The sequence below is a fragment of the Streptomyces sp. NPDC046876 genome (genome assembly GCF_040645035.1).
Taxonomy (GTDB): Bacteria; Actinomycetota; Actinomycetes; order Streptomycetales; family Streptomycetaceae; genus Streptomyces.
This window is the reverse complement of sequence record NZ_JBEYXK010000035.1, coordinates 25,480-49,042: the sequence shown is the minus strand read 5'-3', so window position 1 is coordinate 49,042 and position 23,563 is coordinate 25,480. Positions and strand designations below refer to the sequence as shown.

Genomic DNA, 23,563 nt, shown 5'->3' with positions numbered 1-23,563 from the left:
GGGCGCAATCTCACCAAGCCGTGCTGCAACCGCCTGCGCACGCAATCCATGCATACGGGCGGCATGAGCGTGGGCACGCTCCTCGGGCGTCGGCGCTCCGCTCGACCGCTTCAACGGCGGGAACAGAGGCGAGGACGGCTTGGGGAAGTCCTGCGTGCGGCGCAGAACCGCTTCACACGGCCCGGCGGCAGCGGCTACGTAGACACCTGGCTCCAGTTGCCAGACGTCCCCACACTCTTCAGCGCCACGACGCGCCACTCCCAGCCGATCGCGGCTCCAGGCCGCGAAGCTGCCTCCGGGCAACCGCGGCGGCTCATTCCTTCGGCCCATGAGATCGCCCCCCGGTGTCGTCGGCACCAGGACCGGGAACCGGCGGGCGCCAAGGGGCGTCCGCCAGCAATGCGGTCACACAGAGTCGTCGCCGTACACCTCCCAGTCATGCAGTCCGTACGCGCCGTAGTGGCGGGTGAAGGACAGCTTGCGAAGCAGCTTGGCGATCACGATGCACTCCTTTCACCTTTCTTGAGTCCTCCAGCCAAGGGCTCACAGAAGAAGTTCCCGGTAGCACCAAATACCCCAAATACCCCATATGTGATCTATGGTACATTGCCGCATTCGGATTATTGGCTGCCCGCATGGATGCGAGGTGCGGGCCGAACTCCGTTGAGCTGGGCGAACACGCGCTGAGCCCGTCTGAGGGGCCTGGAAGGGCTCTGCCCGCTGGCTGGGACAGAGCCCATTGGGGTGGGTGGCCGGGGGTCGGCCGGGCAGGTGAAGACGTGCAGGTCCCGTTCCCGTCCGAAACGGAGTCGGGTCGGTTGGGCAACGGACGGGCTGCCCTGGGTCGAGGCCTTCGCCCGCAGGGACGGGTCGCGGTCCTCCGGAGGCACCCGGCTGTGCGAGCCGGCGTCCATCTCGTCGCCGGCGGCGGTCAGCAGCAACCGTATCGGGATGGCGCAGGATGCGCAGCCAATGGCCATCGGGCCCGTCGACGACCAGCTCGGAAACCGCCCACCCGCCAGCCGGGCGGGATCGACAGGTCGAACTGGTAGCGGGGGCCACGGCGCCGTGTTCCGCCGCCTGGGCGTCGTCCCACGCGTCGATGCGGGCGATCAGAGAATCAGGCAGCGTGTCGTCCTCGTCCAGGGACAGGTGTCCACCGTTTCGGGATGCAGGACACACGGCTCGGGGAGTTCGTGCTCCCAGCGCGGTGCACGGGCAGCGGAAGATCTGCATCAGATCTGCACCGTCGGGCCCGGCCGCCAGAGCCGGGGTGTCGCGGCGGAAGACCCGGGCGAGGCCTACGAACGGCAGCACGGGGCCGTCTTCCCCGGGCGTTCCGGAGCCCGGCCACGGCCGGTTCCGCGTCCAGACGCCCGGTGTGGTTCGCAGGCCCCGGAATTGACGCCAGGGTCTTCGCGAGTGACGGGCGCGGCAAGGCCTCGCATGGCGCGGGCCAGAGCGGGCGGGGGCGGCGTGGGAGACCTTTGGAAGAGGTGATGCATCGCAGCGGCGCGGCCCGGCCGTGCGAATGGAGCGGCTCGCCGTCGCCTGCCGGGCCGTGTGGCAAGTCGGCGCCAAGTCCACGCCAAGGGGGAGCGGGCACGGTTGTCGTGTCCGCCGTCGGCATTCGATCCTGGAGCAAGCGAGCGTGTTCCCCAGTAGTGCCCCCCGAGGTCCCCACATCCCCCAGACGGGCGTGGTCCACCGCGTCTTCCGTCCGGCTTCCGCCCCCTTGCCCCGGCCGGTCACGGTCGTGTCGGACGGAGCGACGGACCGCGCCGCAGCGATCATCGACCGCACGGGACGGCGCGGCCCGGCGAGCGTCCGCACGCACAAGGCCACGTCGGCGCTCGGTGCCGGAGCGACGCGATGACGCTACTCGACTCCGCGCCGCCCGGTGTCCTGGACGCCTACCGCACCTGCGAGTTCGTCACCTTGGCGAAGGACGGAACACCGCTGGTCTGGCCGACGGCGGTCGCACACCGCGAGGACGGAACGCTTCTGCTGACCACCTCCCTCGCGTTCGCGCAGAAGGCGTTGAACATACGGCGCGACGGCCGGGTGGCCCTCCTCTTCTCCGACCCGACGGGCAGCGGTCTCGATCACGCCCCGCAGATCTTCGTCAGCGGCCGCGCCGAGTGCCCCGACAGGGTCATGGCGGGCCCGCGAGGTGCCGAGGAGTACTGGCGCATGCTGTTCGAGCGGCAGCCGCACAGCCGCTCGTACCTCAGGTTTCCCATGAGGCCGATGATGTCCTGGTACTACCTGCGCCTGCTCATCACCGTAGAACCGGAACAGGTCATCGTGCGGCCGCCCCTGGAAGAGCTGCTGAACCATGACCTGCCGACGACCGCGCCCGGCACGCCGCGACTGCCCGGATCCGAACAGCTGGGGCGCATGCCCTCGGCGGTCCTGGCCGCGCGCAGCGCCTCGGGGGCGCCGGTCCTGGCCCGCACCCGCCCGCAGCCGACGAGGTCGGGCTACCTGGTCGAGGTGCCGCCGGACTGCCCCGTCGAGCCGGGGCCGGCCAGCCTGCTGGTCCACCGGCACGACGAACTGCTCAACCACATGTACAACGCGCTCGTGCGCGGCAACTTGCGGCAGACGGGTGCCGGATGGCTCCTGGTGCCCTCCACCGTGGTCGAGCCCATGGGCTCGGGCCGCGCGAGCGACGCCCTGCGGGTCCTGAGCCGCACGAAGCGGTCCACCGATCGCTACCTCCGGCGCCGCGGGCTGCGCCGCCCGAAGGTGCAGTGGGACCGGTTCCGCGCCCTGGCGGAGCCGGCGTCGCAGACGGACGGGAGCTGAAGGTGCCGAGCCACGGTCCTGCCCGGAAGGAGCCTGCGTGCGTACCGTGGTGAGCCGCTTCGCCTCGGCCTTCGCCCGGCTCCGGCGCCCCTCCTGCCGTCCCGCGCTCCCGGCGGCGGTCGGCCGCTCACGGCTGTTGACGGTGATGCGGTCCCCCCATCACTGACAAGACAGGGGCCCCACCCCGGCGGGCGACGCCTCCTGGTCGGCTCCTGGTCCGCTCACCCGTCTACGATGTTCTTGTCATGATCACATTGAAGGTGCTCGGCCCGTTCCGGCTCGAGGTCGACGGCCGTCCGGTTGATACGCGGGGCCGGCTCGCGCGGATGGTCCTGGTCCAACTGCTGGTCGCCCGTGGAACGGTCGTGCCCACGGAGCGCATCATCGAGAGGCTGTGGCCGACGCGCGTCCCGCCGAGCGCGCACGCATCGCTCCATGCCTACGTCGCGCGTCTGCGGCGAGCCCTCGAACCGGAACGGCCGCCCCGGACCCCGGCGCGGATCCTGGTCAGCGCACCCTACGGCTACGCCCTCGCCGTGGAACGGGGTGCGGTGGACGCCTGGGTGTTCGAGGACCAGGTCGCCGCCGGCTCGAAAGCGGGGCTGCCCGCCCACGCCGCCGTCGAGGGCTTGACCCGGGCGCTCGCCACGTGGGGCGGGCAGCCGTACGCCGAGTTCGCGGACGAGCCGTGGACCGCTGGAGAGCGCACCCGCCTGGAGGAGATGCGCCGTAGCGCGCGCGAACGGCTCGCCGCGGCACAGCTGCGCTGCGGACAGGCGGCGCAGGCACTCGCCGAAGCGAGGGCATTGACCCGGGAGCAGCCGCTCCACGAGGAAGGCTGGCGGCTGCTGACCCTGGCGCTGTGGGCCCGCGACCGCCAGGGTGACGCCCTGGCCGCGCTGCGGCAGGCCCGGCGCCTCCTCGGCGAGGAACTCGGCGTCGAACCCGGGCCCACCCTGCTGGAGCTGGAACAGTCGCTGCTGCACCAGCGACTCGACCTGCTCCACCGGGAGACCGGCGAATCCGGTGAAGCCGGTGAAGCCGGTGAAGCCGGCGTACCCGCCATGGCCGCCGCGCAGCCGCAGGCGGCCTCTGCCGCGGAGCCGGCACAGGAGCCGGCCGGGGCCGTTGGACACGGGAGGCCCGCTGCACCGACGGTGCTGGCGGCGGACCGGCTCCTGGGCCGCGACGAGGAGCTCGCCCGGCTCGCCTCCGCCGCGGACCGGGCACGAGACGGCCGGGCACAGGTGGTCCTGGTCTCCGGAGAAGCCGGCATCGGCAAATCGAGCCTCCTGGAGGCCGCCCTCCGACAACTTCCCCCGCAGGGCTGGCTGACCGCCTTCGGGCAGTGCCCGGAGAGCGAGGGCGCCCCGCCCGGCAGGGCCTGGTTCGACATGCTGCCGACCCTCGCGCAGGCCGCCCCGCCGGGCCCGTACGCCGAGGAGCTGGCCCCGCTCCTGGCCCCCGGCAGCGAGACCGGCCCCGGGCAGCCGGACGGCAGCCCGGCCCGCCGCTTCCGGCTCCACAGGGCGCTGCTCGGCTGGCTCCGTGAGACGGCCCTGCGGCAGCCCCTGGCGGTCTTCCTCGACGACCTGCACCGGGGCGACCAGGAGAGCGTCGAGCTGTTCCTGCTCTGCGCCGAGCAACTGCGCGACGTGCCCCTGCTCCTGGTGGGCTCGTACCGCACCGGCGAGGGCGACCTGACCGCGGCACTGGCCCGCCTCGCCGCCCGCCCGCCCGTACGACTGGCACTCGCCGGACTGTCGGACACCCAGGCGAAGGCGCTGCTGCGGCGCACGGCGACCGGCATGAGCGACCGGGCCGCGGCGGCCCTGGCCGAACGGGCCGGCGGAAACCCCTTCTACCTGCGCGAGAGTTCGCTCCTGCTGGCCGGCGAGGGCGAGGAGAAGGCATTGGCCAGCATCCCGCAGGGCGTCCAGGACGTGCTGCGGCGACGGCTGGCACTGCTCGCGCCGACCGTCACCGCCGGACTGCGCCTGGCGGCCGTCGCCGGACGCGAGGTTCCGGTCGCCCTCCTGGTCCACGCCGCGGACCACGACGCCGATCAGCTCATCGACGCCCTGGAAGCGGGCATCACCGCGGGACTGCTCACCGAACCGCGACCGGGCACGGTCCGCTTCAGCCACGCCCTCGTACGGGACGCCCTGGAAGCCGACCTCACCCGCCTGCGGCTGGCCCGCATGCACTCCAGGCTGGGCAGGAGCCTGATCGCCCTCGGCTCCGACGACGTCGCCGCCACGGCCCACCACCTCCTGCGCCGCGCGGGGGGGGCGCGGGCCGCCCCCCCCCCCCCCCCGCGCCCGCAGTCCACCACGCCCGGCTCGCGGGCGAGCAGGCCGTACGCCGCTACGCACCTCAGAACGCCGAGACCCTCCTCGGCGAGGCCCTCCGCCTGCTGACCGACCACCCGGCCGCCTTCGCCGGCCAGGACGCCTCCCTGCTGCGCGTCCAGCTGCTCGGCCGGCTCGTCGACTGCCGGATCCGGATGGGCGCGATCGTGCCCGCCCGCGAAGCACAGCAGCAAGCCGTACGGGTCGCCCGCGCGGAAGGACGTGCCGATCTGCTCACCGCGGCCTACACGACCTGGACCGAACCGACCCCCTGGCGCGTCCGCGCGTACGCGGACTCCGACCCCGAGGCCGTCGAGGAACTCGGAAGGCTCCTGGAGACCCGGGACCTGGCCGACCGGCAGCGGTGCCTGCTCCTCGACCAGCTCGCCGACGCGCTGGACGACACCGATCCGCGCGCCCTGACCGTCGCGTATCAGGCCGTGGAGCTCGCCCGTACGGTGGGCGAGCCACGCCTGCGGGGCCTGACGCTCACCTCGCTGCTGCGCCGGATCGACTGCGAACTGGACCCCGCCGCCTACCTGCCGCTCCACGAGGAACTCACCGAGGTCGCGGCCGCCCAGGACGGCCCCGAGTACTCCTGGATGAGCGCCTACACCGCCGCCCGCATCGCAGCCGCCCGCAACGACCCGGAGCACATGGAGCGGTGCCTCGTACGTGCCGACGGGATCGCCCGCACCTACGAGCTCCAGGGCGCGTTCGCCGTGGCCCGGCTGCGCCGCCCCATGCTCGCCATGGCGCAGGGGCGTTTCGAGGAGGCGGAACGGGAACTGGGATCGGCGGTGGCGGAACTGCGGGCCCGAGGGGCGGTGGACCTCAGCGGCCTGGCGGGCTTGGCCATCGGGTGCATCCGGCTGCAGCAGGGCCGCCTCGCCGAGGTCCTCCCCGTGCTCCTCGCGGTGTGGGAGCAGTACCAGCCGCACAACGAGGCCCTCACGGCACTCGCCCTGCTCGCCGCGGACCGCCCCGAGGAAGCCCGCGAGGTCTTCGGCCGGCGCGCTCCGCTCCTGCGCGACTTCGCCTACTCCATCCTCGCCGGGCTGCGCGGAGCGGCCGCCATCGCCTTCGGCGACCGCGAGGCGGCCGCCGAGGTCTACGCGGACCTGCTGCCCCTGCGGGGGCTGGCGGGCGGTGCGAGCAGTCTCAGCCTCGTCTTCCGGCCCGTCGCCCAGACCCTGGGCGACCTCGCCCGGTTCCTGGGCCGCCCGAACGACGCCCGGAACCACTACCACGACGCCGTGCGGGTGGCCGCCGCCTGGGACTCCCCCCACTGGGAGGCCGCCGCCCGGGCCGCCCTCGCCGATCTGCCGGCGGCGTCCGCGTCCGGGTAGGGCGCCGGGGTCAGCCGCCGGTCAGCTCGGCCGTGAACTGCGCCGCCAGATCGAGGAACTCCTCGGGCGAGTCCGTCGTCAGCTGGAGGTCCACCAGCACCTCGTCGGTGTCAGCCCGGCACATCGTCCGCAGGTGGTCGCAGATCTGCCGCACGGTTCCCCGCTGGTGGGTCTCCTCGGGGTCCGCTTCGGCCGTGGTGACGTGGGCGTTGACGCGGAACACCCGGCGCAGCGCCGCCGGGTCGCGCCCCGCCCGCTCGGCCGCTTCGCGCGCCACTGCCCAGAGCCCTTCGAGGTACGGCAGCGGCATCGAGGCCGCGAGCCAGCCGTCCGCACGCCGGCCGACCCGCTCCAGGGCGAACGGGGTGAACCCGCCCAGCAGGAGCGGAGGCCTCGGGCTCTGGTGGGGCTGGGGCAGGACGGTCGAGGGCGGGATCGTCCACAGCGGGCCGGTGTGGACGACCGTGCCGGACCGCCACACGGCCTCGAGGACGTCCAGGGTCTCCTCCAGCCGGGCGCCACGCCCCTGCCACGGGACCGCGGCGGCCTCGTACTCCTCACGCATCCAGCCCAGCCCGAGGCCCACGTCCAGACGTCCGCGGCTGATCAGGTCGAGGGTCGTCAGCGCCCGGGCGAGCACGAGGGGCGGCTGCCACAGGGCATTGAGCGTGCTGCTGCCCAGGCGCACCCGCTCGGTCGCCGCGGCCGCCATGCCCAACGTGAGCAGCGGATCGAGGTGGGTGCCGTACCGGACGGGCATCCGCCCGCCCGGGTAGCCCTCGGGCGGAGTCAGCGGCGCCAGGAGCCGGTCGGCCACCCAAAGGCTGTGGCAGCCCAGCGCCTCCAGCGCGGTACACATGCCGGCGGCGCGGCCGGGATCGGCGAACGGGCCGAACTGGGGGACGGAGAATCCGATGCGCATCGGTGCGGGGTTCCTCGATCGGTACGGGTACGGGGAGCGAAGTGGGACAGGACGTCCGGGCCGCGCCGGACGGCACCGCAGCTCACGTGGCCGTGCGCCGGCCGCGGATCCGACGGGTCTCGCGCCGGTATTGCCGCTGCCCGAGCAGCTTCCACAGCACCCTCGCCGGGACGGGCAGACGGGCCAGGAACTCCCGGCGCTCCTCGGGCGGGCAGTCCTCCAGGATGGCTCCCAGCGCGATCAGCAGCCGGTCCCTGGGCGTCTCGGCCAGCCCCCGCTCCCCGACCGCCTGCCAGTCCTCCTCGCCCACGTGGAGCGCGACCAGCGGCATGACCTCCCGCTCCTCCTCGTCGAGATGCGCGCACAGCTGCCGGTGGTGCCGGCGCAGCGCCTCGGCCAGCTCGTCCCGGTCCGCCGGCAGAGCCCGCGCCTGCCAGCGGTCCATGAGCACCTGGACCTCGTCCATCCCCTCGGTGAGCTCGCGGTGCTGAGCCTCCATCGCGAGCACCTGCTCGGCGTCGAGGTCCAAGTGGGGGAGGAGGACCGGCCAGAGCATCTCGTCCTCGCCGGTGTGGTGGGCGTGCAGGCCGACGGTGTACTGCCGCCAGTGCTCGGCGAGGATCCGGGCCCGTGCGGTGTCCGAGGGCCGGACCTCCTGGACCAGCTCGGCCAGCAGACGCGACTCGCGGCGGAACACCTGGTGGATCATCGCCATCTCGCGGGTGTAAGGGTGGACGGTGGGGTCGGAAACATTGCTCGTGGTCATGTGACCCAGTCTTCGGAGCACGGTTGCCGAGCACTTGCACGCCACTTGCCATGCCGGCTCCACACCGGCTCTCGGCGGCGGCCGCTGAAGTTCGCCCGCAAACGCCGGGCCCCAGCTGCCGCCGGCCTTACCCCGGGCGTATTCCGTCACTGCCCGGTCCGGTTGGTGAGGGGCTGTTGAGAGGCGGTCGGTGGTGCGAACAATGCCTGGATGGTTTCGGTGGCCAGGTCTCGCAGCCAGGTGTGGGCGCGGTCGTCGTCGTAGCGCTGGTGCCACAGCAGGTACAGGGGGACGTCGGGCAGCGGGAGTGGTGGCGGCAGCGTGGCCAGGCCGAGCTGTTCCCGGGCCGTGCGGGTGACCGCGTCCGGGAGGGTGACGACCAGGTCGGTGTCGAGGGTGAGTTGCAGGGCGAAGGCGGCGGTGGGTCCGGCGGCGACGACGCGTCGTTCGAGGCCGTGTGTGGTCAGGGCGTCGTCGATCGGGTCGCGCAGGCTTCCGCGCCGCGAGACGGTGAGGTGTTCGGCGGCTGCGTAGCGCTTGAGGCTCAGCGGGCCCTCGGTGAGCGGGTGGCCTGGGCGGACGGCGACGACCAGCCGGTCCCTGCCGACGAGGCGGTGGGCTATGTCGGGGAGCGTCGGAGCGCTGGAGCTTGATTCGAGGTCGATCTCACCCCGGCGTAGCTCGGCGTCGTCGGTTGCGGGTTCGGCGGACAGGCGCAGCCGGACGCCGGGGGCCTGATGGTGGACGGCCGTGGTCAAGGCGGTGCCGCAGGCTGCGGTCAGGGCGTCGTGCCAGCGCACGGTGAACACCCGGTCCAGGGTTGCCAGGTCGAGTTCCTGCTGCGCGGAGAGAAGTTGGTGGGCCTGCTGCACGAGGGCGTGGACCTGGGCGCGCATGGCCAGCGCGCGGGTGGTGGGGACCATGCTGCGGCCGGTGCGGACCAGGATCTGGTCGCCGGTCGCCTTGCGGATGCGGCCCAGGGAGCGGCTCATCGCCGGTGCGGTGACGTGGAGGCGTGCTGCCGCGCCGGTGACACTGCCCTCTTCCAGCAGGGCGTCCAGGGCGGTGAGCAGGTTCAGATCCAATTGCATGGGAGTAACTCTACAAGTGACAAGCATGCACTTGTTGTTAATGGTCAGGCGACCTACCTTCGAAGTGCGGGGGCGAGGTAGAAAACCCCGCTTCGACCGATCGATCCCAAGGAGCCCACCATGAGCACTGCCCTGCCTTTCGACGCCGGTACGACGCTCCTGTCCGACGTGGCCGCTGCGGTGAAGGCCGCCGGCGCCACGCTGCGAGACCGCTACACCTCGCACGCCCGGGGCGTGAGTCTGGACGAGGTCGTCGGCGAGATCCACGCCAACGACGACGCGGTGCTGGACGTGCTGCGGGAGCCGCTGCTGCGGTCCCGCCCGGGGTCGCAGTGGGCCGAGGACGAGCTGGCCGGCGGCGCGCTCCCGGCAGGGGAGTGGTGGGTCGTCGACCCCGCCGAGGGCAACATCAACCACGTCCACGGCATGGAGGACTGGGCCGTCACCGCCACCCTGGTCCGCGACAACCAGCCGGTACTCACCGTCGTCCACCTGCCGCTGACCGGCGACACCTACACCGCCGTCGCCGGCGGCGGGGCCCGCCTCAACGACCGGCCCCTGAAGGTGTCCGCCAAGACCGACCTGGGCGCCGCGCTCATCGGCACCGGCCAGGCCAAGCCCGGCGAGGACGAGCGCACCTTCCGGCGGATCGGTGACTCGGTCACCGCCATGCTCATCAACGGCCTGGTCGTGCGCGTGTCCGTTCCCGCCACGATGCAGCTCATCCACGTCGCCGCCGGACGCATGGACGCGTTCTGGCAGTTCTCCGACGTCCGCTCCGGCCTGGTCGCCGGCGCCTTGCTGGTCTCCGAGGCCGGAGGCACCGTCACAGACCTGACGGGCGAACCCTGGAACACCGGCAGCCGCGACTTCCTGGCGGCCGCCCCCGGAATCCACGGCGCCGCCCTCAAGGTCCTCTCGCCGATCGCCTGACCGGACATCTCCGCTCTTCCCCACCCCGATACCGCAAGGAGCATCACCGCATGGCAAGCATCGGCATCCTGGGCGCCGGCCGCGTCGGCACCAACCTCGCCGGCAAGCTCTCCGAAGCCGGACACGACGTCATCCTCGGCCGCCGGAGCCCTACGGAAGACACCACAGCGGCTGACGAAGGCACAGTCCCCCGCATCTCCTACGCCGACCAGCGCACCGCCGCCCGCACCGCGGAGATCGTGATCAACGCGACGCCCGGCGACAGTGCCCTCGACCGCCTGGACGGCCTGCGCACCGAACTCGCCGGCAAGATCCTCATCGATGTCTCCAACGCCACCCTCGACGCCGCCGACGGCCTGCCCGGCGACCTGTGCTATCCCGGCAGCAGCCTCGCCGAGAAGCTCCAGGCCGCCCTCCCCGACACCCATGTGGTCAAGACCCTCAACACCATGCTGTTCATGGTCATGACCGCTCCCGAAATCCTGGCCACCCCACCGACCGCCTATCTCTCGGGCAACGACGAACACGCGAAGAAGACCGTCACCGGCCTGCTCCGCGACCTGGGCTGGCAGCCCGCATGGATCGAGAACCTCGGCGACATCACCACAGCCCGCGCCACCGAGGCCATGATCCTGGTCGTGCCCCACATCATGCGCCGACACGGCTTTGAGCCCTTCGCCGTCTCCCTCGCCCGCTGAACCGGCAAGACCGGGTCCAGGCCGAGCCAAGCAGCGTTGTCAGTGGTCCCAGGTACGGTCTGCCTATGGATCAGCATTCGCCGCTTTCGTTGACGTACGACGACTCCACAGCCTGGGCGATCGGCCAGCACTCTCGGGCGGCCGGCAGCGCAGGTGGGTGTGTTCCGCGGCTGTCTGTGTCCGACAGAACCGGACATCGCCAGTGAGCGAGACGCTGAGGCCCAAAGACGGAGACACGCGGGAGGCGTGGGGCCGGGTAACCGCGTGGCTTGAACATCATGCCCCCGCCGTGTTCGCTGCCCTCGGCGGTCCGGGAAGCCCCGTGGCCATCAGCGAAACGGAACTGCGTATGGGCCTGAAATTGCCAGGAGAGATTCGGCAGTGGCTTCTGGCGAACGACATCGATGCCGGCAGGCAACCCGTTATGACGTCGTGTCTGGTGACGCTGGGGTGCCCGGGAGTCATGGCCAATGGTGGACTCCTCCTTGGGCTCACAGATATTGAACGCGTCTACCTCCACAAGATCGGCATGGAGGAGATGGAACCGTCTGGAGACCCCGAGCACCCGTCCTGGCGCAGGGAGTGGGTGCCGATCACCGCGGAGAGGGACGGCTTCTCCGGGAAGTTCCTGAACACCCGCACCGGCACCGTGGGGTTCTGGACCGAGGGCTCCTCCCCCGAGGATGACGAATACCCGTCATTGTTCGCCTTCTTCCAGGACGTAGCAGACCAGCTGGAAGGAGCTTCCTCGGGTGACTGGGGGGCCCGCGGGCTCGATCCTCGTTCTGAGGACGAGCCCATACGCCTCTGGGCACGTGCGAACGGCTATCTCGTAAACGACCGCGGGCGTATCCCTGGCCCCCTCCGTGAGGCTTACGAAGCATCATTGTGAGCAACGGCTCCGGGATCGTGCGGTCCGGCAACCGAGACGATGAGCACTCTGACGTAGTGAGCTGACCCCCGCTGGGCACCGAGAACGGTTCGCCCATGGACGAGACGCCGTCCTGTCCAGGTGAACGTCCTTGCCATGGAAGCCCCCGGCGACCTGTTGGAGGACGGCGCCGCGCTGGATGCCCTGGCCCTCTCCTGCGCACCGGCCCCGTATCTGCCGGGCGAGGAACCGTACGATGACGTTTCCGACCCAGCGGCCTCCGCGGCGGAGCTGCGCGCACGGACGCTGCCGGGAGGAGCCCTGCCGGCCTGGCAGGGCGTGCAGGGCTGGGATGCGCCGAGAGCGATCGAACGGGGGCTGTACGAGGCGAAGGCGCGCGGGGATTGGCCCGCGTACTACGGTGTCGTCGCCCATGCGGATCTCTACATGATGCAGTCCCGGGCTTACATCGACACGAGCTCCGGCCATAGCCGCTTCCACCCGTACTGGAACCCCCGGACCCAGACCATGTGCCTGGCCGTCTACACGGCCGGCATGCTGCCCGAGCCGCAGCCCGACCCGGTCTACAACGGCTACACCCTGGGCTGGTTCGCCCGGGTGTGGGAGCATCACGACCCCCCGTACCTCGTCGTCAACCCTGGCAGCCCCTGCGAGGGCGTCCTGCCTGCCGGGCCGGAGGGCCGGCAGCTGTGGCAGCAGCACTACGCCGCGGTGGAGAGCCACGGGCCGGCCCCGGACGCCATCCACACGCTGGAGCGGGGCGGTCCCCTCTCGGGCCAGGTCGCGTTCGGCCTGGCGGCCGGCGCCCACATCGCCGTGGCCAACGGCCAGTTCTGGAACTTTATGGCCTACCACGGCTGCGGCTACAGCAATGAGAAACGGACCCTGGAGCGGTGGTGGGGCGTCACCACCCGCCAGCAGTGGCAGGAAAGCCAGCACAGACTGCTCGCAGCCGACATGGTCAGCTCGGTCTGGGAGTTCGTCCTGCAACTGCGCCGCGGGATGGCCCTGGAGTTCGCCGGCCCCGTCGAGGCCGACCACTGGCGCCGGGCCGCCGAGAACGTGGTGCGCCGCCGGGCCGAGGCGGCTGTGCAGCCCCGGCTGACCCCGGACGGCGTCACCCAGGGCAGGCCGGTTTTCCCGTCCGAGCTGGAGGGCCAGCCGGCGGGCGTGCAGCGGCTGATCGGCCGCATCACCCGCTCTGAGGCACGCTTCCGGGCCGACGGGCTGCTGCCCGAGGGCGGCTACGTCCGCAGCGTCGAGGCGTGGGACTACGGCCGTGCCTCCGGCATGGCCCGCTGGGGCCTCGCCGCCCGCCTGTGCACGCCGGCGGAGGCGGAAGCGGCGGTGGTCCGCGCCGGACGCCTCGTCCAGGCCAACTACCGCTCGTGGGAAGACTTCTCCGCTGCGTACGTCCTCGGCCGCTGCCTCCACTTCGACGAGGAGGAGTGCGGCGAGTGCTATGAGACGGTGCTCGCCACCCACCGAGTCCTGACCACCGACCCCGCCAGCCCCTGGCACACCCTGCCCTGGGTGTAAGTGTGGACGCAGTCCATCCAACCGCCCGCCCAGGGGCATCGGCAACTGGACGATGGGATCCCTGGTGGGCAGCCCTTATCGCCGGGGCTGCGAGCAGGTACTTGCGGACCTGCTGGGTCATTCTTGGGGCATCCGTGGCCAGGGCGCGAGTCAGTGGCCGCCGCGCGGCTCGACGCAGCCGCCCTCCATGTACGGGCCGTGTGCCTCGACTCGAGTCTTCGTGCCGGGCTGCCCGGGGATGGCCAGGGTGCCGCTGACGCAGGCGCCGGTGCCCTTGACCATGAAGGCGAACTCCAGGATGAGACCCGGATCGTTGATATCGGCCTCCGTGGTCGGATAGCCGAGCTCCTCCAAGGCCCTCTTCAGCGCGGGGCCGGTCGTGGGCGCGGTTTTGCCGGCCAGGGTGAAGGCTTGGGTGATTCGGGCGGCGTGTGCCCGCCCCTCACACTCGGCCCGGGCGCTCAGCCTGCCTTTGATCTTGTAGGCGTGGTTCTCGGCATACTTGTCCGCCTGGGGATCCTGCGACGGACTCGGCCCGCTACTCGGTGCGGCAGAGGCAGTGTCCGCGCAGTGGGCGGCGATCTCGGGGAACTGCTTCTCGTGCTGCTGCCGTTCCGTTGCGGCCGCGCGCTCCGCTGACTTCACCCCGTCGGGCGTGGCGGGAGCGGAGGCGGACGCCGACGCGCCGACGCCGGTATCAGCCCCCGCCCGGGTGGTGCCGCAACCGGCAAGCGCGAACAGACAGGCCGCGGCGGCAAGGCCGGCAACCGGGACGGTACGACTTATCACGCAGACTCCTTCTTCTGGCGGGGCGGAACACACACGTGGCCCTGACGAGTAGCCGACCGTCAGTGCTGGTGGCGATCCCCGACGAACGCCCCCTGCTGCTCGGACTGGTCGAGGGCGGCGGCGAACGGGGCAGCAGCACGATCCAGCTCGGTGTGGGGCCAGAGTATGTCGCCTTCGACGCCGGTGCCGGCAGCCGGCCCTGGCGAGCAAGGCTCCCGCGGGCGCCGCCGCCGACAGCAGGTCCTGTCCAGGCGTACGGGGGCCGCGATCTACGAACGAACACATGAGGCTGCGTCGGCTGTTCCGCTGGTCGTGATGGACTCCCGCCTGGCCCAGTGGCAGAACGGGCGGTGCGGGCGTCGATCTTCCACCTGCCGCCCCGTCCCACCCGAGCCGACCGGCTGCCGAGGACACCCCGTGCAGCCGCGGCCGGCCTATTCATCCCCGCCCTGCGTCTGCCTCCTCGCCTCCGGCAGGCGGTCCAGGATCCGCTGGACGGGTCCGAGGAACCGCAGCGACCAAGCGATCCGGCGCGAGTCGCCCTGCTCGGGCCGGGCGTTCAGGACCGTGACGATCCGGCGCAGGAGTCGGACTCCACCGAAGAGCAGGCGCGGGCTGGGACGCAGGGCGAGCACGGAGGCGATCTGCCGTGTGAGGCCGGGCCACTGCTGCTGCCAGGCCAGTTGGGCGATGAGCCGTACCGCCGCCGTGATGGCCTCCCGGTTGGCCGCGAGATGGTCCTGGAGCAGGGCGACCGCCGGCCGGGCAAGGTCGATCTCTGCATCGCTTTCGGAGAGGCCGAACTGGATCGCGAACGCCTTGGCCAGCGAGTCGGTGGCTTCCTCGTACCGACGCCCGTACAACTGGACCACTCCGCGGCCGGCCAGGCTCCACGGGTAGCTCGGGCTGCTCGAGAGGGCCCGGTTGAATGCTGCTTCCGCTTCGTCCAGGCGGCCCGCTTCCCACAGGAGCCAACCCCTCTGGGCGAAGATCTCCGCACTCGGGTCGTCCCGGGTTTCGGCGCGATCCAGAGCTTCCAGGGCCTCCGTGTCCTGCCCGAGACAGTGCAGGGCCCAGGCCCGGATGACATGGGGCCATGCCGCGTCGTCGGCTCGGTCCTCGCCCGCGGCGGCCAGCGCGGAGTCGATCTCCTCGAGCGCCTGGGCGTAGCGTCCGGTGGCCAGCAGGGTGTCAGCGAGCCCGACGCGTCCCCATACATCGTCCGGAACCACCTCGACGTACCGGCGGAGGTCGCGGATCGTCTCGTCCCAACGCTCCAGCATGCGCAAACAGCGGGACCGCTCGTGGTACGCCCAGCCGTACCGGGGGTCGAGCGCGAGCGCCCGGTCCAGGTCGGCGAGCGCCTCTTCGTACCGCTCGTTCAGGCGGAGGAGGCTGCCCCGCATGGCCCATGCCACGTCGTTTTCGGGATCGAGCCCGATGACGGTGGTGAAGTCCTCGACCGCGCCCCCGGTATCGCCCGCCCACCGCCGTGCGTATCCCCGGCACAGATACACCCTGGGCGAATCCGGATCGAGCCGGACGGCTCGGTCCATGTCTCCGAGTGCCTCGTCGTGGCGGTCGAGCCGGATGTGAGTGAAGGCCCGATCGATGAAGAAGCTGCTCCGTTGCGGTTCCAGGGTGAGCGCGGCGGTGAAGTCGGCGAGTGCTTGCTCAGGGCGGTGCGCCTCCAGATGTGCCTGGCCCCGGACGGCACGGGTGCTTGCTTCACCACCGGTCGTCAGGCCCGGGTGGCCGAGGAGGGCGTCGAGGACGGGGACGGCGTCCACTGTGTGCGCCTCGCCGGAGGCTTCGGTCAGACGGCGGCCCCATTCCGTCAGCCGGACGTCGTCGGTGTCCTGGCCCGCCTGCAGGATCATCTGGGCCCAGCGGCGCACCGAGCCGTCTCTCAGCTCGCAGCTCTGTGCGGTCTCCAGGAGCGCGCCGGGCAGTGCGCGCTGCGGATCGGCGCACAGGCGGTGGTAGGTCTCGTTGAGGCGGTGGGTCCGCCACTCCGTGTCCTCCCAGTGGTCGCCGTCGAAGGACGCGGTCTCCCGTGCCTTCCGGCGTTCACGGTGGATCTCCTGGAGCGCCTCGTGCGCGGCGCGCCAGCGGGCGGGTGACCGGGACCGCTGCAGGCGGAGCATGGACGCGCGGACCACGTGGTGGTACTGGCACTGGCCGTTGCGATCGCTGACGAAGGCCAGGCTACGAATCCAGTGGTACGGGGCCGCCGACTCGTCCGGCACGATCCTGCGGTAGACGTCCTCGTCGAACTGGAGGGGCAGGGCGCACAGGCTCGCCGCCGCCCGGCGCGCGGGTTCCCGCTCCCATTTCAAGAACCGTCCCACCGCCGTTCCCGACGGGTCGTCCACGTCCCCGGCCGAGTGGGGGCGGCTCTGGGCCAGCATGTGGACCAGAACCGGCAGTCTGCCCGAAAGCCGCAGGATCACCTCCACGACCAGCTCGTCGGAGATGCCCTGGTGTGCGAGCAGGGTCCTCGCCTCCGCCTCGGTGAACACGTCCAGAGGCACCTCCACCGTCAGGTCGCGCGCCGCTTCCCAGCACAACGGCGTGAGCGGTCCCTGCCCGGATACCACGATCTGCACGTTCAGCGGCAGCTCCACGGTCGACTCGGCAGCCGCGATGGCACACAGCCAGTCGTCCAGGGCCGGCCCGGAGCGTTCGTACACATCGAAGATCAAGACCGTCCACGGCCGGCCCGAGGCCACCCCGGCCAGATCCTCCAGGAACACCGGGGTCAGGTGTCCCACCGGGTCGAGGACGAGCCGGACGTCCTCGTGGGATCTCATCCGCGCCCCGACGGCCGCTCTCATCCGGTCGGCGGCCTGTGCCACCGGCGCCGGATCGATCGCGTCCGCCAGGGCTCCCACCACCGGAATCATCCCGAGGCCGGCCAGGCCCGCCTGTGCGAGCAGCGTGCTGGACCCCGAGGCCTGCGGAGCCTCACCGCCCGCACCGTCCCTGGGTGCCGCCTGTTCGGCGGCGAGCGCGATCTGCGCCTCGTGGGCGTTCTGCCGGAACCTGCCCAGCAGCCTGTCGAACCGCTTCAGCTCCAGGCCCTGCCGGGCCAGCTGCGCACTGATCGTCTCCATCGCGCCCAGCGGGCTGTGCACACTGTCGTCGAGGTACGCGGTCGCCGCGCCCGCCTCCGCCGCGGCATCCTCCCACTGGCGCACCAGCCAGGTCTTGCCCACGCCTGCGTTGCCGTGCACATGGAAGAGGAACTGGTAGTCGGGGTCACCGGGCTTGCGGGCCAGGTTGTCCCTGAACACATTCAGCTCGCTCCGCCGCCCCACGAAGCCGCTGCTCCGCCGCCGACGGATCACTTCGCGGCGCGACGGACTCTGCTCGGCCATACGCCCCACCCCCGGTGGCCAGTATGCCGAGGGCGGGTCGGCACGGGAATGGGCCCGCGCGCCGCGGGGAACAGGGCGCGTGGAGCCCACAGGGCGGGTGGTGTGACTGCTGGTGTCGGATCGTAGGCTGCGGGCATGGCCGAGATTCAGAACCCGACACCCCGTGACGCCTACGAGCTGCTGCTGGCCGGTAACCAGCGCTTCGTCTCAGGAACCCCCGAACACCCGAACCAGGACGCGGTCCGCCGCGCCGAGACCGCGCCGTCCCAGCAGCCCTTCGCGGTGCTGTTCGGGTGCTCCGACTCCCGGCTGGCCGCCGAAATAATCTTCGACCGCGGCCTCGGAGATCTGTTCGTGGTGCGTACCGCCGGACATGTCGCCGGTACGGAAGTACTCGGCTCCATCGAGTTCGGCGTGAGCGTCCTCAACGCGCCGTTGGTCGTCGTCCTCGGCCACGACTCGTGCGGCGCCGTCGCCGCGGCTTGCTCCGCCCTCAAGGACGGGCGGACGCCGGGCGGCTTCGTCCGGGACGTTGTCGAACGAGTGACGCCGAGCGTGCTGGCGGCCCGCGCCGCCGGACGCGAGACGGCCGAGGAGATCCTGGCCGAGCACATCGAGAACACCGTGGACCTGCTGCTCGAGCGCTCCCGCGTCCTGGCCGAGCGGGTGGCCGCCGGCCGCCTCGGCGTGGTGGGGCTCTCCTACCGGCTGGCGGACGGCACTGCACAGCTGGTCGCCAGCCGCGGCTTCGATGCGGCGGTTACCACGGCGTCCTGACCGCCCCATTCAGGGAGAAACCGCGCACCCAGCCCCGTACCCTGCCCCGACCTGGCGCGGGGTACAGGGCCGGCCCGCAGACATGGATCGCTCGTCATCGACGCCCGGAGGCGGCAGCCGTGTCCGGTCTGCCAGGGCGGCCGGCGTTCAGGCAAGTCCGTCCTGATCCGGCCCGGCCCCGCCTGGAGCAGGGATACGGCGCCGGCACCGTCACGCAGTGGTGCGGGGTCCTGCGGCGCGGCGGAGCCGGTTGGCGATCGCCAGCCCCAGCCCCTCTTCCGCCGGCAAGGAAGCGACGATGAGGTCGCAGCCCTGCCGGTCGAGCTCGCGCAGGAACCCGTACAGCCCGCGCGCGTAGGCGGCCATGGTGGGCGGGACCGCCACCACGGAGTGTGCCTTCACCGGGGCGTCGGCGAAGGAGGCAGGCAGAAAGACGCCCACCTGGTGGCCCAGCTCCTGAGCGAGTTCTGCTTCGGCGACGACTTGCTCGGGCTCGACGAGGACGACCCGCGCACGCGGTGCGTAGTGGGACGGATGCTGGCCCGGTACGCGGATGGAGCTGGTCGAGGGGACTGCCGGCGGGTATCCCAGCACCGCTTCGAGGTCCTCGCGGGTCACCCCGCCGGGGCGCAGGATGGTCGGGATGCCGCCGGTGGCGTCGACGATGGTGGACTCGACGCCGACCTCGCAGGGGCCGCCGTCCAGTACGAAGTCGACGGCGTCGCCGAGCTCGGCGAGGACGTCGTTTGCGGTCGTGGGGCTGACGGAGCCGAAGCGGTTCGCGGAGGGGGCCGTGACGCCGCCGCCGAAGGCAGTCAGCAGTGCGAGTGCGACGGGATGGTCGGGCACGCGCACGGCGACCGTCTCCAGGCCACCGGTCGCCTCGAGAGGGACGCGGGGACCGCGGCGCAGGACCAGCGTGAGGGGTCCCGGCCAGAAGTGCTCGGCCAGCAGGCGAGCCGCCTGGGGCACGTCCGCGACCCAGTCCTCCAAGTCCTCCGCCCTGCCGATGTGGACGATCAGCGGGTGGGTGGGCGGGCGCTCCTTGACTTGGAAGATGCGTGAGACGGCAGCGGCGTCCTCGGCGTTGGCCCCCAGTCCGTAGACGGTCTCGGTCGGGAGGGCCACGAGCCCGCCACCGCGCAGCACGCCGGCCGCCTTCTCGATGTCATGGGTGCTTGCTGTCACCCGGCCATCCTAGGGTGCTTCAAGAGCCGCGACGCCCTTGTCGATCTCAACGCCCACCAGCGCTTCACGGGGCCGAGACCGTGGTCAGCGCCTGCCGCAACCATCCGGCCGTGCCTTTGGGCGCCCGGGAGCGAGCGGCGCTCTTTCTGCCCGGACCTGACGACAGGGCCATGGTCCAGGCAGGCGCGGCGGCACCACGCCGTCAGCCACTGGACGAAGGAGGTCGCGGCGGCCGGCGTAGGGCGGCGGCGCGACGCCGGCTTGACCGGCAACCAAGCCGGCGTCACCGACTGTAGTGCGCGAACACTGCGGCCTTCTCTGCCTCCCACGTCCAGCCCGGTACGTCCCCGCGCCGGAACGGCTCCCTCTCGGCGAGCGTCTGGAACTGGTCGGAGGGCCGCCTGGTGCGCTTGTTCACCACGATGGCGGTCAGCATCACCGGGACCCCTCTGTCCGCCTCGACTCGGCACGCGGCCTCAAGGAGATGGCTCATCAGCGTGCCGCGAGGGGGCACCGAGAAGTTTGATTCCCTCAACAGCGCACTCAGTGTGCTGTAGTAACCGGTCCGCCCTTCAGCCGCCCAGTCCTTGATGATTTCGACCATCCTGTCCCGCGCTGCAAGCCAGGCTTCGGAGCCGTACCCCAGCCGGGGAAACCGTGTGTCAGCCATCCCGGTATGGCAGCACAACAGCCTGAAGGAAGGGGCACTTTCCCGATATCCCGTACGGTATCGAGACTCTTCGTCGTTCGCCTTGGCCGCTTCGCCCCAGGCAGCGGGCAGCCGGCCCTGCAGTTGGCGTGGGAGGAGGTCATCTTCCCTGCGCTGTTGGGCGCGTTCGCGCTCCTCCTGTCGCAGGATTGTTGAGGTGCACGGAGGGCGGTCCCGCAACGAGAACCACGACCGGCCGGAGCGAGCTGGGTGGCGATGCCGGTTTCGGCATGCTGACGTCGCTCAGGTTCACCCTCCCGCCGGGTGGGCGGGGCACCTGGCCGCGGTGGTCCGGGTTGCTGTGCAGTTGGGCCGGTACAGGGGGCGGAGACAGGGGCGTCCCGAACTCCCCGTGGGCCCCGAGGTCCTGCGCGGGCTGAGTCGACGAGCCGGATTGACCTACGAGGACCCGGCGGTCGCACGGGTTTGTCGCCGGCCACCCTCCAGCGCGCCGTTGCCTCCTGATGAGGAGCCGCCGGGGTGCGGGTCGCCTCTCCCTGCGCAAGGGGTGCCCGGTGGCCATCCGTATGATCATCGCTCTCTCCCCAGTGAAGGGCGAATAATCACCGATGCCACCCCGTAAAACCCGCGGCAGGTACGCCGCTTGGGTCGCCAGTGCAGCAGTGGCGGCGGTCCTTGCGGTTCCCCTGATCGGTTCCCCCGCTCACGCCGCTCCCGGAGACCCGGCGACCGCGTCCTCGTTCAACCTCAAGTCCGGACCCGACCTGAGCGCCCAAGTTGCCGACCTGAAAGCGGCCCTGCCCACACAGGGCGTTCAGGACCTCCTGGACCAGGGCAACCGGGTCGCGAAGACGGGCGCGTCCTGCACCACGGACCCGTTCGGCTCGGGCGACGACGGCAATGTGCTCGCTCCTGCCAAGAAGCTCTGCTGGGATCCCGGTGACTCCGCCACCGACGAATGGATCCCCCAGGGTATGACCGGTGTCTCGGACGCCCAGACCGACGAGCTGTGGGGCTCGCGCAAGCCACTGGTCACCGCCTGGTACGACAAGGCCGGCGGCAAGGGCGTGCGGCTGTCGTTCCTCGACCCGCAGACCGCGATACCGGGCGACCCCGACGGTCGGCGCTACCGCCACGTCCTGCTGGTGGAGCCGTACTACAACAGCTACAACCACGTCTCCTACAAAGCGGTCGACATCCACGCGGGTGGCATCGCCTGGTACAAGTACTACCTCTACGTCGCGGATACCCTGAACGGCCTGCGCGTGTTCGACATGCGTTCCATCCTGGACCTCAACCCGGACCAGAACGCCTCGGTGGACGACACCACGCTGGACGGCCTGAAGAGCAACGTCCGGGACGACACGCAGATCGGCCGACAGAACAACGTCTACTACGGCTACACGTACCGGTACGTGATGCCGCAGGTGGCCTCGTACAAGTTCGTCAGCGCCCAGGGCAACACCTCCGCGGCGACCTGCGCGGCCACCGGAGCGCCGAAGGCGTCGTACATCTCCGTCGACCGTAGCGCCACCACCACTCCGGCCCTGATCATGGGCGAGTACTGCGACTCCGACGACACGCACCCCGAGAAGGGCCGGGTCGGCACCCTGCCCATCGATGACGCCACCGGCCTCCTGAAGTCGGCCAACGGCGTGGTCGCCGCGACGGGCGCGTTCTACCTGCCCCGCGACCTCACCCAGGGCGCAGCACGCTACGACGGCATGTACTACTTCAACCGCAGCTGGACCACCCACAGCGGCAGCCTGCGCCGGGCGACCGTCTCCGGCGGCCGGCTGGTGGACTACGGAGCCAACATCACCAATGCGGTCGGCCCCGAGGACCTGTCCTTCGAGCACGGGCAGAGCGTGCCGGGCGGCGGCACGCAGTACCTGTGGTCGCTGACCGAACACCGCATGGACACCACGGACCCGACCTGCACGGACGCCGGCTCCCCCTGCGGCCGGGTGATCTACGCGCACCGGGTGACCGACATCCTGGCCCGCCCCTAGCCTGCGCTCCACCTTGGGGCGGGCGCGGACCGAACCGGCAGGACGGACCGGGCCGGTACGGTGCCGCCGGACGGGAACGACGCGTCCGGCGGCACCGTGCGGTCCGCCGAGGACGGTGTCTGCTGCGCCTGAGAGCCGAGCGCGTCGGAGCCGCGGTGACGGCACCGGCCGCTGGTCGGCGGGAGGGCGACCACGACGGCAAACCCCGCCCCGCAACGGCGCGCTCATCGGATCGCCGGCCCCGCTGCCGCTCGTCGGCCCGGCGAGTCTGCTCCTCGCCAACGCCGCCCTGGCCGTTCTGCGCGGCTGCCCGATGTGCTGGGCGATGGGCCTCCTGGAGACCGTCTCGGCCGGCCGCTTGCTCCGCTCTTGCACCAACGGCACCTGCGAACCACGGCGCGCCTGGGGGCCGTGCCGCCGATGAGGCGGGACCGGGGAACAGCCGGGCCGGCGAACGCGGTTGCATCGACTGAGGTGAAGTGATCGCGGCATACCGGCCGCGTCCTCGGACGAAGAAGTATCCCTGCAGGAGGATTGTTTTTCATGACTGACCGACCCTTGACGCTCATGGCAGTGCACGCCCACCCCGACGACGAGGCCACGGGAACCGGAGGGGTCCTCGCGCGGTACGCGGCGGAAGGCATCCGCACGGTTCTCGTCACGTGTACCGACGGCCGTTGCGGTGACGGTCCGGAAGGTGTCAAGCCCGGTGACCCCGGGCACGATCCGGCGGCCGTCGCCCTGATGCGCGGTGAAGAACTGAAGGCGAGCTGTGAGGTTCTGAAGGTCAGCGATCTGGAAACGCTGGACTATGCGGACTCAGGGATGATGGGCTGGCCGAGCAATGACGCCCCCGGATCCTTCTGGCAGACCCCCGTGGAGGAGGGCGCAGCCCGACTTGCCGAACTGATGCGGCATTACCGACCCGATGTGGTCGTCACTTACGACGAGAACGGCTTCTACGGCCACCCCGACCACATCCAGGCCCACCGCATCACGATGGCGGCGCTGGAGATGACCGCGCTGACACCGAAGGTGTACTGGACGACGGTGCCCCGCTCGACGATGCAGCGGTTCGGGGAGGTCATGCGCGAGTTCCACGAGGACATGCCGGCGCCGGACCCCGCCGAGGCCGCAGCGCTGGCGGAGATCGGCCTCCCCGACGACGAGATCACCACCTGGGTGGACACCACCGCCTTCAGCGGCCAGAAGTTCGATGCGCTGGCTGCGCACGCCAGTCAGGGCGAGAACATCTTCTTCCTCAAGATGGGCAAGGAGAGGTTCGGCGCGTTGATGGGCATGGAGACCTTCGTACGCGTCAAGGACTCCACCGGCGCGCCCGTACCCGAGAACGATCTCTTCGCCGGACTGCGCTGACCCGCCCGCCCGCCCGCC

Annotated in this window: 17 protein-coding genes; 10 read left to right on the top strand and 7 right to left on the bottom strand. The window is 71.3% G+C overall.

The genetic code is table 11. From position 1 onward, the window contains the following. Positions 1-1,872 precede the first annotated feature (1,872 nt). The 3 genes from ABZ924_RS20060 (at position 1,873) to ABZ924_RS20050 (ending at position 6,511) form a co-directional block, all read left to right on the top strand. Positions 1,873-2,811, top strand: coding sequence for a pyridoxamine 5'-phosphate oxidase family protein (locus ABZ924_RS20060; RefSeq protein ID WP_361911204.1), 939 nt, complete (start codon positions 1,873-1,875; stop codon positions 2,809-2,811). Positions 2,812-3,056: 245 nt separating this feature from the next. Further along, on the top strand, positions 3,057-5,231 hold the full coding sequence (locus ABZ924_RS20055) for a BTAD domain-containing putative transcriptional regulator (RefSeq protein WP_361911201.1): 2,175 nt from the start codon (positions 3,057-3,059) through the stop codon (positions 5,229-5,231). An 86-nt stretch (positions 5,232-5,317) separates the two neighbouring features. Beyond that, positions 5,318-6,511, top strand: a complete 1,194-nt coding sequence (locus ABZ924_RS20050) for a hypothetical protein (protein ID WP_361911198.1) — start codon at positions 5,318-5,320, stop codon at positions 6,509-6,511. A gap of 10 nt (positions 6,512-6,521) precedes the next feature. Here the strand turns inward: ABZ924_RS20050 and ABZ924_RS20045 are convergent, their stop codons facing one another. The 3 genes from ABZ924_RS20045 to ABZ924_RS20035 all read right to left on the bottom strand — a co-directional run bounded on the left by ABZ924_RS20045 (position 6,522) and on the right by ABZ924_RS20035 (position 9,290). After that, positions 6,522-7,433 carry a TIGR03619 family F420-dependent LLM class oxidoreductase gene (locus ABZ924_RS20045; protein ID WP_361911195.1) on the bottom strand — a complete coding sequence of 304 codons (912 nt, stop codon included), beginning with the start codon at positions 7,431-7,433 and terminating at the stop codon, positions 6,522-6,524. An 82-nt stretch (positions 7,434-7,515) separates the two neighbouring features. After that, positions 7,516-8,199 carry a hemerythrin domain-containing protein gene (locus ABZ924_RS20040; protein WP_361911192.1) on the bottom strand — a complete coding sequence of 228 codons (684 nt, stop codon included), beginning with the start codon at positions 8,197-8,199 and terminating at the stop codon, positions 7,516-7,518. A gap of 146 nt (positions 8,200-8,345) precedes the next feature. Beyond that, positions 8,346-9,290 carry a LysR family transcriptional regulator gene (locus ABZ924_RS20035; RefSeq protein WP_361911190.1) on the bottom strand — a complete coding sequence of 315 codons (945 nt, stop codon included), beginning with the start codon at positions 9,288-9,290 and terminating at the stop codon, positions 8,346-8,348. A gap of 120 nt (positions 9,291-9,410) precedes the next feature. Here ABZ924_RS20035 and ABZ924_RS20030 point away from each other — a divergent pair, with 120 nt between their 5' ends. The 4 genes from ABZ924_RS20030 (at position 9,411) to ABZ924_RS20015 (ending at position 13,352) form a co-directional block, all read left to right on the top strand. Continuing rightward, positions 9,411-10,223: an inositol monophosphatase gene (locus ABZ924_RS20030; protein ID WP_361911187.1), complete on the top strand. Its 813-nt coding sequence runs from the start codon at positions 9,411-9,413 to the stop codon at positions 10,221-10,223. A 50-nt stretch (positions 10,224-10,273) separates the two neighbouring features. After that, complete coding sequence (locus tag ABZ924_RS20025; RefSeq protein ID WP_361911185.1) at positions 10,274-10,921, top strand: NAD(P)-binding domain-containing protein; 648 nt, start codon at positions 10,274-10,276, stop codon at positions 10,919-10,921. 202 nt (positions 10,922-11,123) lie between these two features. Beyond that, positions 11,124-11,813 carry an SMI1/KNR4 family protein gene (locus ABZ924_RS20020; protein WP_361911182.1) on the top strand — a complete coding sequence of 230 codons (690 nt, stop codon included), beginning with the start codon at positions 11,124-11,126 and terminating at the stop codon, positions 11,811-11,813. A 120-nt stretch (positions 11,814-11,933) separates the two neighbouring features. Further along, positions 11,934-13,352, top strand: a complete 1,419-nt coding sequence (locus ABZ924_RS20015; protein WP_361911179.1) for a DUF1266 domain-containing protein — start codon at positions 11,934-11,936, stop codon at positions 13,350-13,352. 150 nt (positions 13,353-13,502) lie between these two features. Here the strand turns inward: ABZ924_RS20015 and ABZ924_RS20010 are convergent, their stop codons facing one another. Both ABZ924_RS20010 and ABZ924_RS20005 read right to left on the bottom strand, forming a co-directional pair. Continuing rightward, the gene (locus tag ABZ924_RS20010) at positions 13,503-14,141 is read right to left on the bottom strand and encodes a hypothetical protein (protein ID WP_361911176.1); all 639 of its coding nucleotides are present in this window, start codon (positions 14,139-14,141) and stop codon (positions 13,503-13,505) included. Positions 14,142-14,575: 434 nt separating this feature from the next. After that, complete coding sequence (locus ABZ924_RS20005) at positions 14,576-17,521, bottom strand: tetratricopeptide repeat protein (protein ID WP_361911173.1); 2,946 nt, start codon at positions 17,519-17,521, stop codon at positions 14,576-14,578. A 135-nt stretch (positions 17,522-17,656) separates the two neighbouring features. On the opposite strand from ABZ924_RS20005, the gene ABZ924_RS20000 reads away from it, so the two are divergent. Continuing rightward, positions 17,657-18,298: a carbonic anhydrase gene (locus ABZ924_RS20000; RefSeq protein WP_361911170.1), complete on the top strand. Its 642-nt coding sequence runs from the start codon at positions 17,657-17,659 to the stop codon at positions 18,296-18,298. A gap of 210 nt (positions 18,299-18,508) precedes the next feature. Here ABZ924_RS20000 and ABZ924_RS19995 read toward each other — a convergent pair whose 3' ends face one another. Next, a complete protein-coding gene (locus tag ABZ924_RS19995) occupies positions 18,509-19,486 on the bottom strand; it encodes an L-threonylcarbamoyladenylate synthase (protein ID WP_361911167.1) in 978 nt (325 codons plus the stop codon). Positions 19,487-19,769: 283 nt separating this feature from the next. After that, positions 19,770-20,156, bottom strand: coding sequence for a hypothetical protein (locus tag ABZ924_RS19990; RefSeq protein WP_361911164.1), 387 nt, complete (start codon positions 20,154-20,156; stop codon positions 19,770-19,772). 608 nt (positions 20,157-20,764) lie between these two features. On the opposite strand from ABZ924_RS19990, the gene ABZ924_RS19985 reads away from it, so the two are divergent. Together ABZ924_RS19985 and ABZ924_RS19980 are read left to right on the top strand one after the other, a co-directional pair. Then, the gene (locus ABZ924_RS19985; protein ID WP_361911161.1) at positions 20,765-22,168 is read left to right on the top strand and encodes a hypothetical protein; all 1,404 of its coding nucleotides are present in this window, start codon (positions 20,765-20,767) and stop codon (positions 22,166-22,168) included. Positions 22,169-22,711: 543 nt separating this feature from the next. Beyond that, the gene (locus ABZ924_RS19980) at positions 22,712-23,545 is read left to right on the top strand and encodes a PIG-L family deacetylase (RefSeq protein ID WP_361911158.1); all 834 of its coding nucleotides are present in this window, start codon (positions 22,712-22,714) and stop codon (positions 23,543-23,545) included. Positions 23,546-23,563 lie beyond the last annotated feature (18 nt).

What these genes read in the sequence shown, in the direction of transcription:
- ABZ924_RS20040 (WP_361911192.1), bottom strand. Translation starts at nt 8,199, where the DNA reads ATGACCACGAGCAATGTTTCCGACCCCACCGTCCACCCTTACACCCGC.
- ABZ924_RS20005 (WP_361911173.1), bottom strand. Translation starts at nt 17,521, where the DNA reads ATGGCCGAGCAGAGTCCGTCGCGCCGCGAAGTGATCCGTCGGCGGCGG.
- ABZ924_RS20055 (WP_361911201.1), top strand. Translation starts at nt 3,057, where the DNA reads ATGATCACATTGAAGGTGCTCGGCCCGTTCCGGCTCGAGGTCGACGGC.
- ABZ924_RS19985 (WP_361911161.1), top strand. Translation starts at nt 20,765, where the DNA reads ATGCCACCCCGTAAAACCCGCGGCAGGTACGCCGCTTGGGTCGCCAGT.
- ABZ924_RS20030 (WP_361911187.1), top strand. Translation starts at nt 9,411, where the DNA reads ATGAGCACTGCCCTGCCTTTCGACGCCGGTACGACGCTCCTGTCCGAC.
- ABZ924_RS20035 (WP_361911190.1), bottom strand. Translation starts at nt 9,290, where the DNA reads ATGCAATTGGATCTGAACCTGCTCACCGCCCTGGACGCCCTGCTGGAA.
- ABZ924_RS20045 (WP_361911195.1), bottom strand. Translation starts at nt 7,433, where the DNA reads ATGCGCATCGGATTCTCCGTCCCCCAGTTCGGCCCGTTCGCCGATCCC.
- ABZ924_RS20000 (WP_361911170.1), top strand. Translation starts at nt 17,657, where the DNA reads ATGGCCGAGATTCAGAACCCGACACCCCGTGACGCCTACGAGCTGCTG.
- ABZ924_RS20060 (WP_361911204.1), top strand. Translation starts at nt 1,873, where the DNA reads ATGACGCTACTCGACTCCGCGCCGCCCGGTGTCCTGGACGCCTACCGC.
- ABZ924_RS19980 (WP_361911158.1), top strand. Translation starts at nt 22,712, where the DNA reads ATGACTGACCGACCCTTGACGCTCATGGCAGTGCACGCCCACCCCGAC.
- ABZ924_RS19990 (WP_361911164.1), bottom strand. Translation starts at nt 20,156, where the DNA reads ATGGCTGACACACGGTTTCCCCGGCTGGGGTACGGCTCCGAAGCCTGG.
- ABZ924_RS20025 (WP_361911185.1), top strand. Translation starts at nt 10,274, where the DNA reads ATGGCAAGCATCGGCATCCTGGGCGCCGGCCGCGTCGGCACCAACCTC.
- ABZ924_RS20050 (WP_361911198.1), top strand. Translation starts at nt 5,318, where the DNA reads ATGGGCGCGATCGTGCCCGCCCGCGAAGCACAGCAGCAAGCCGTACGG.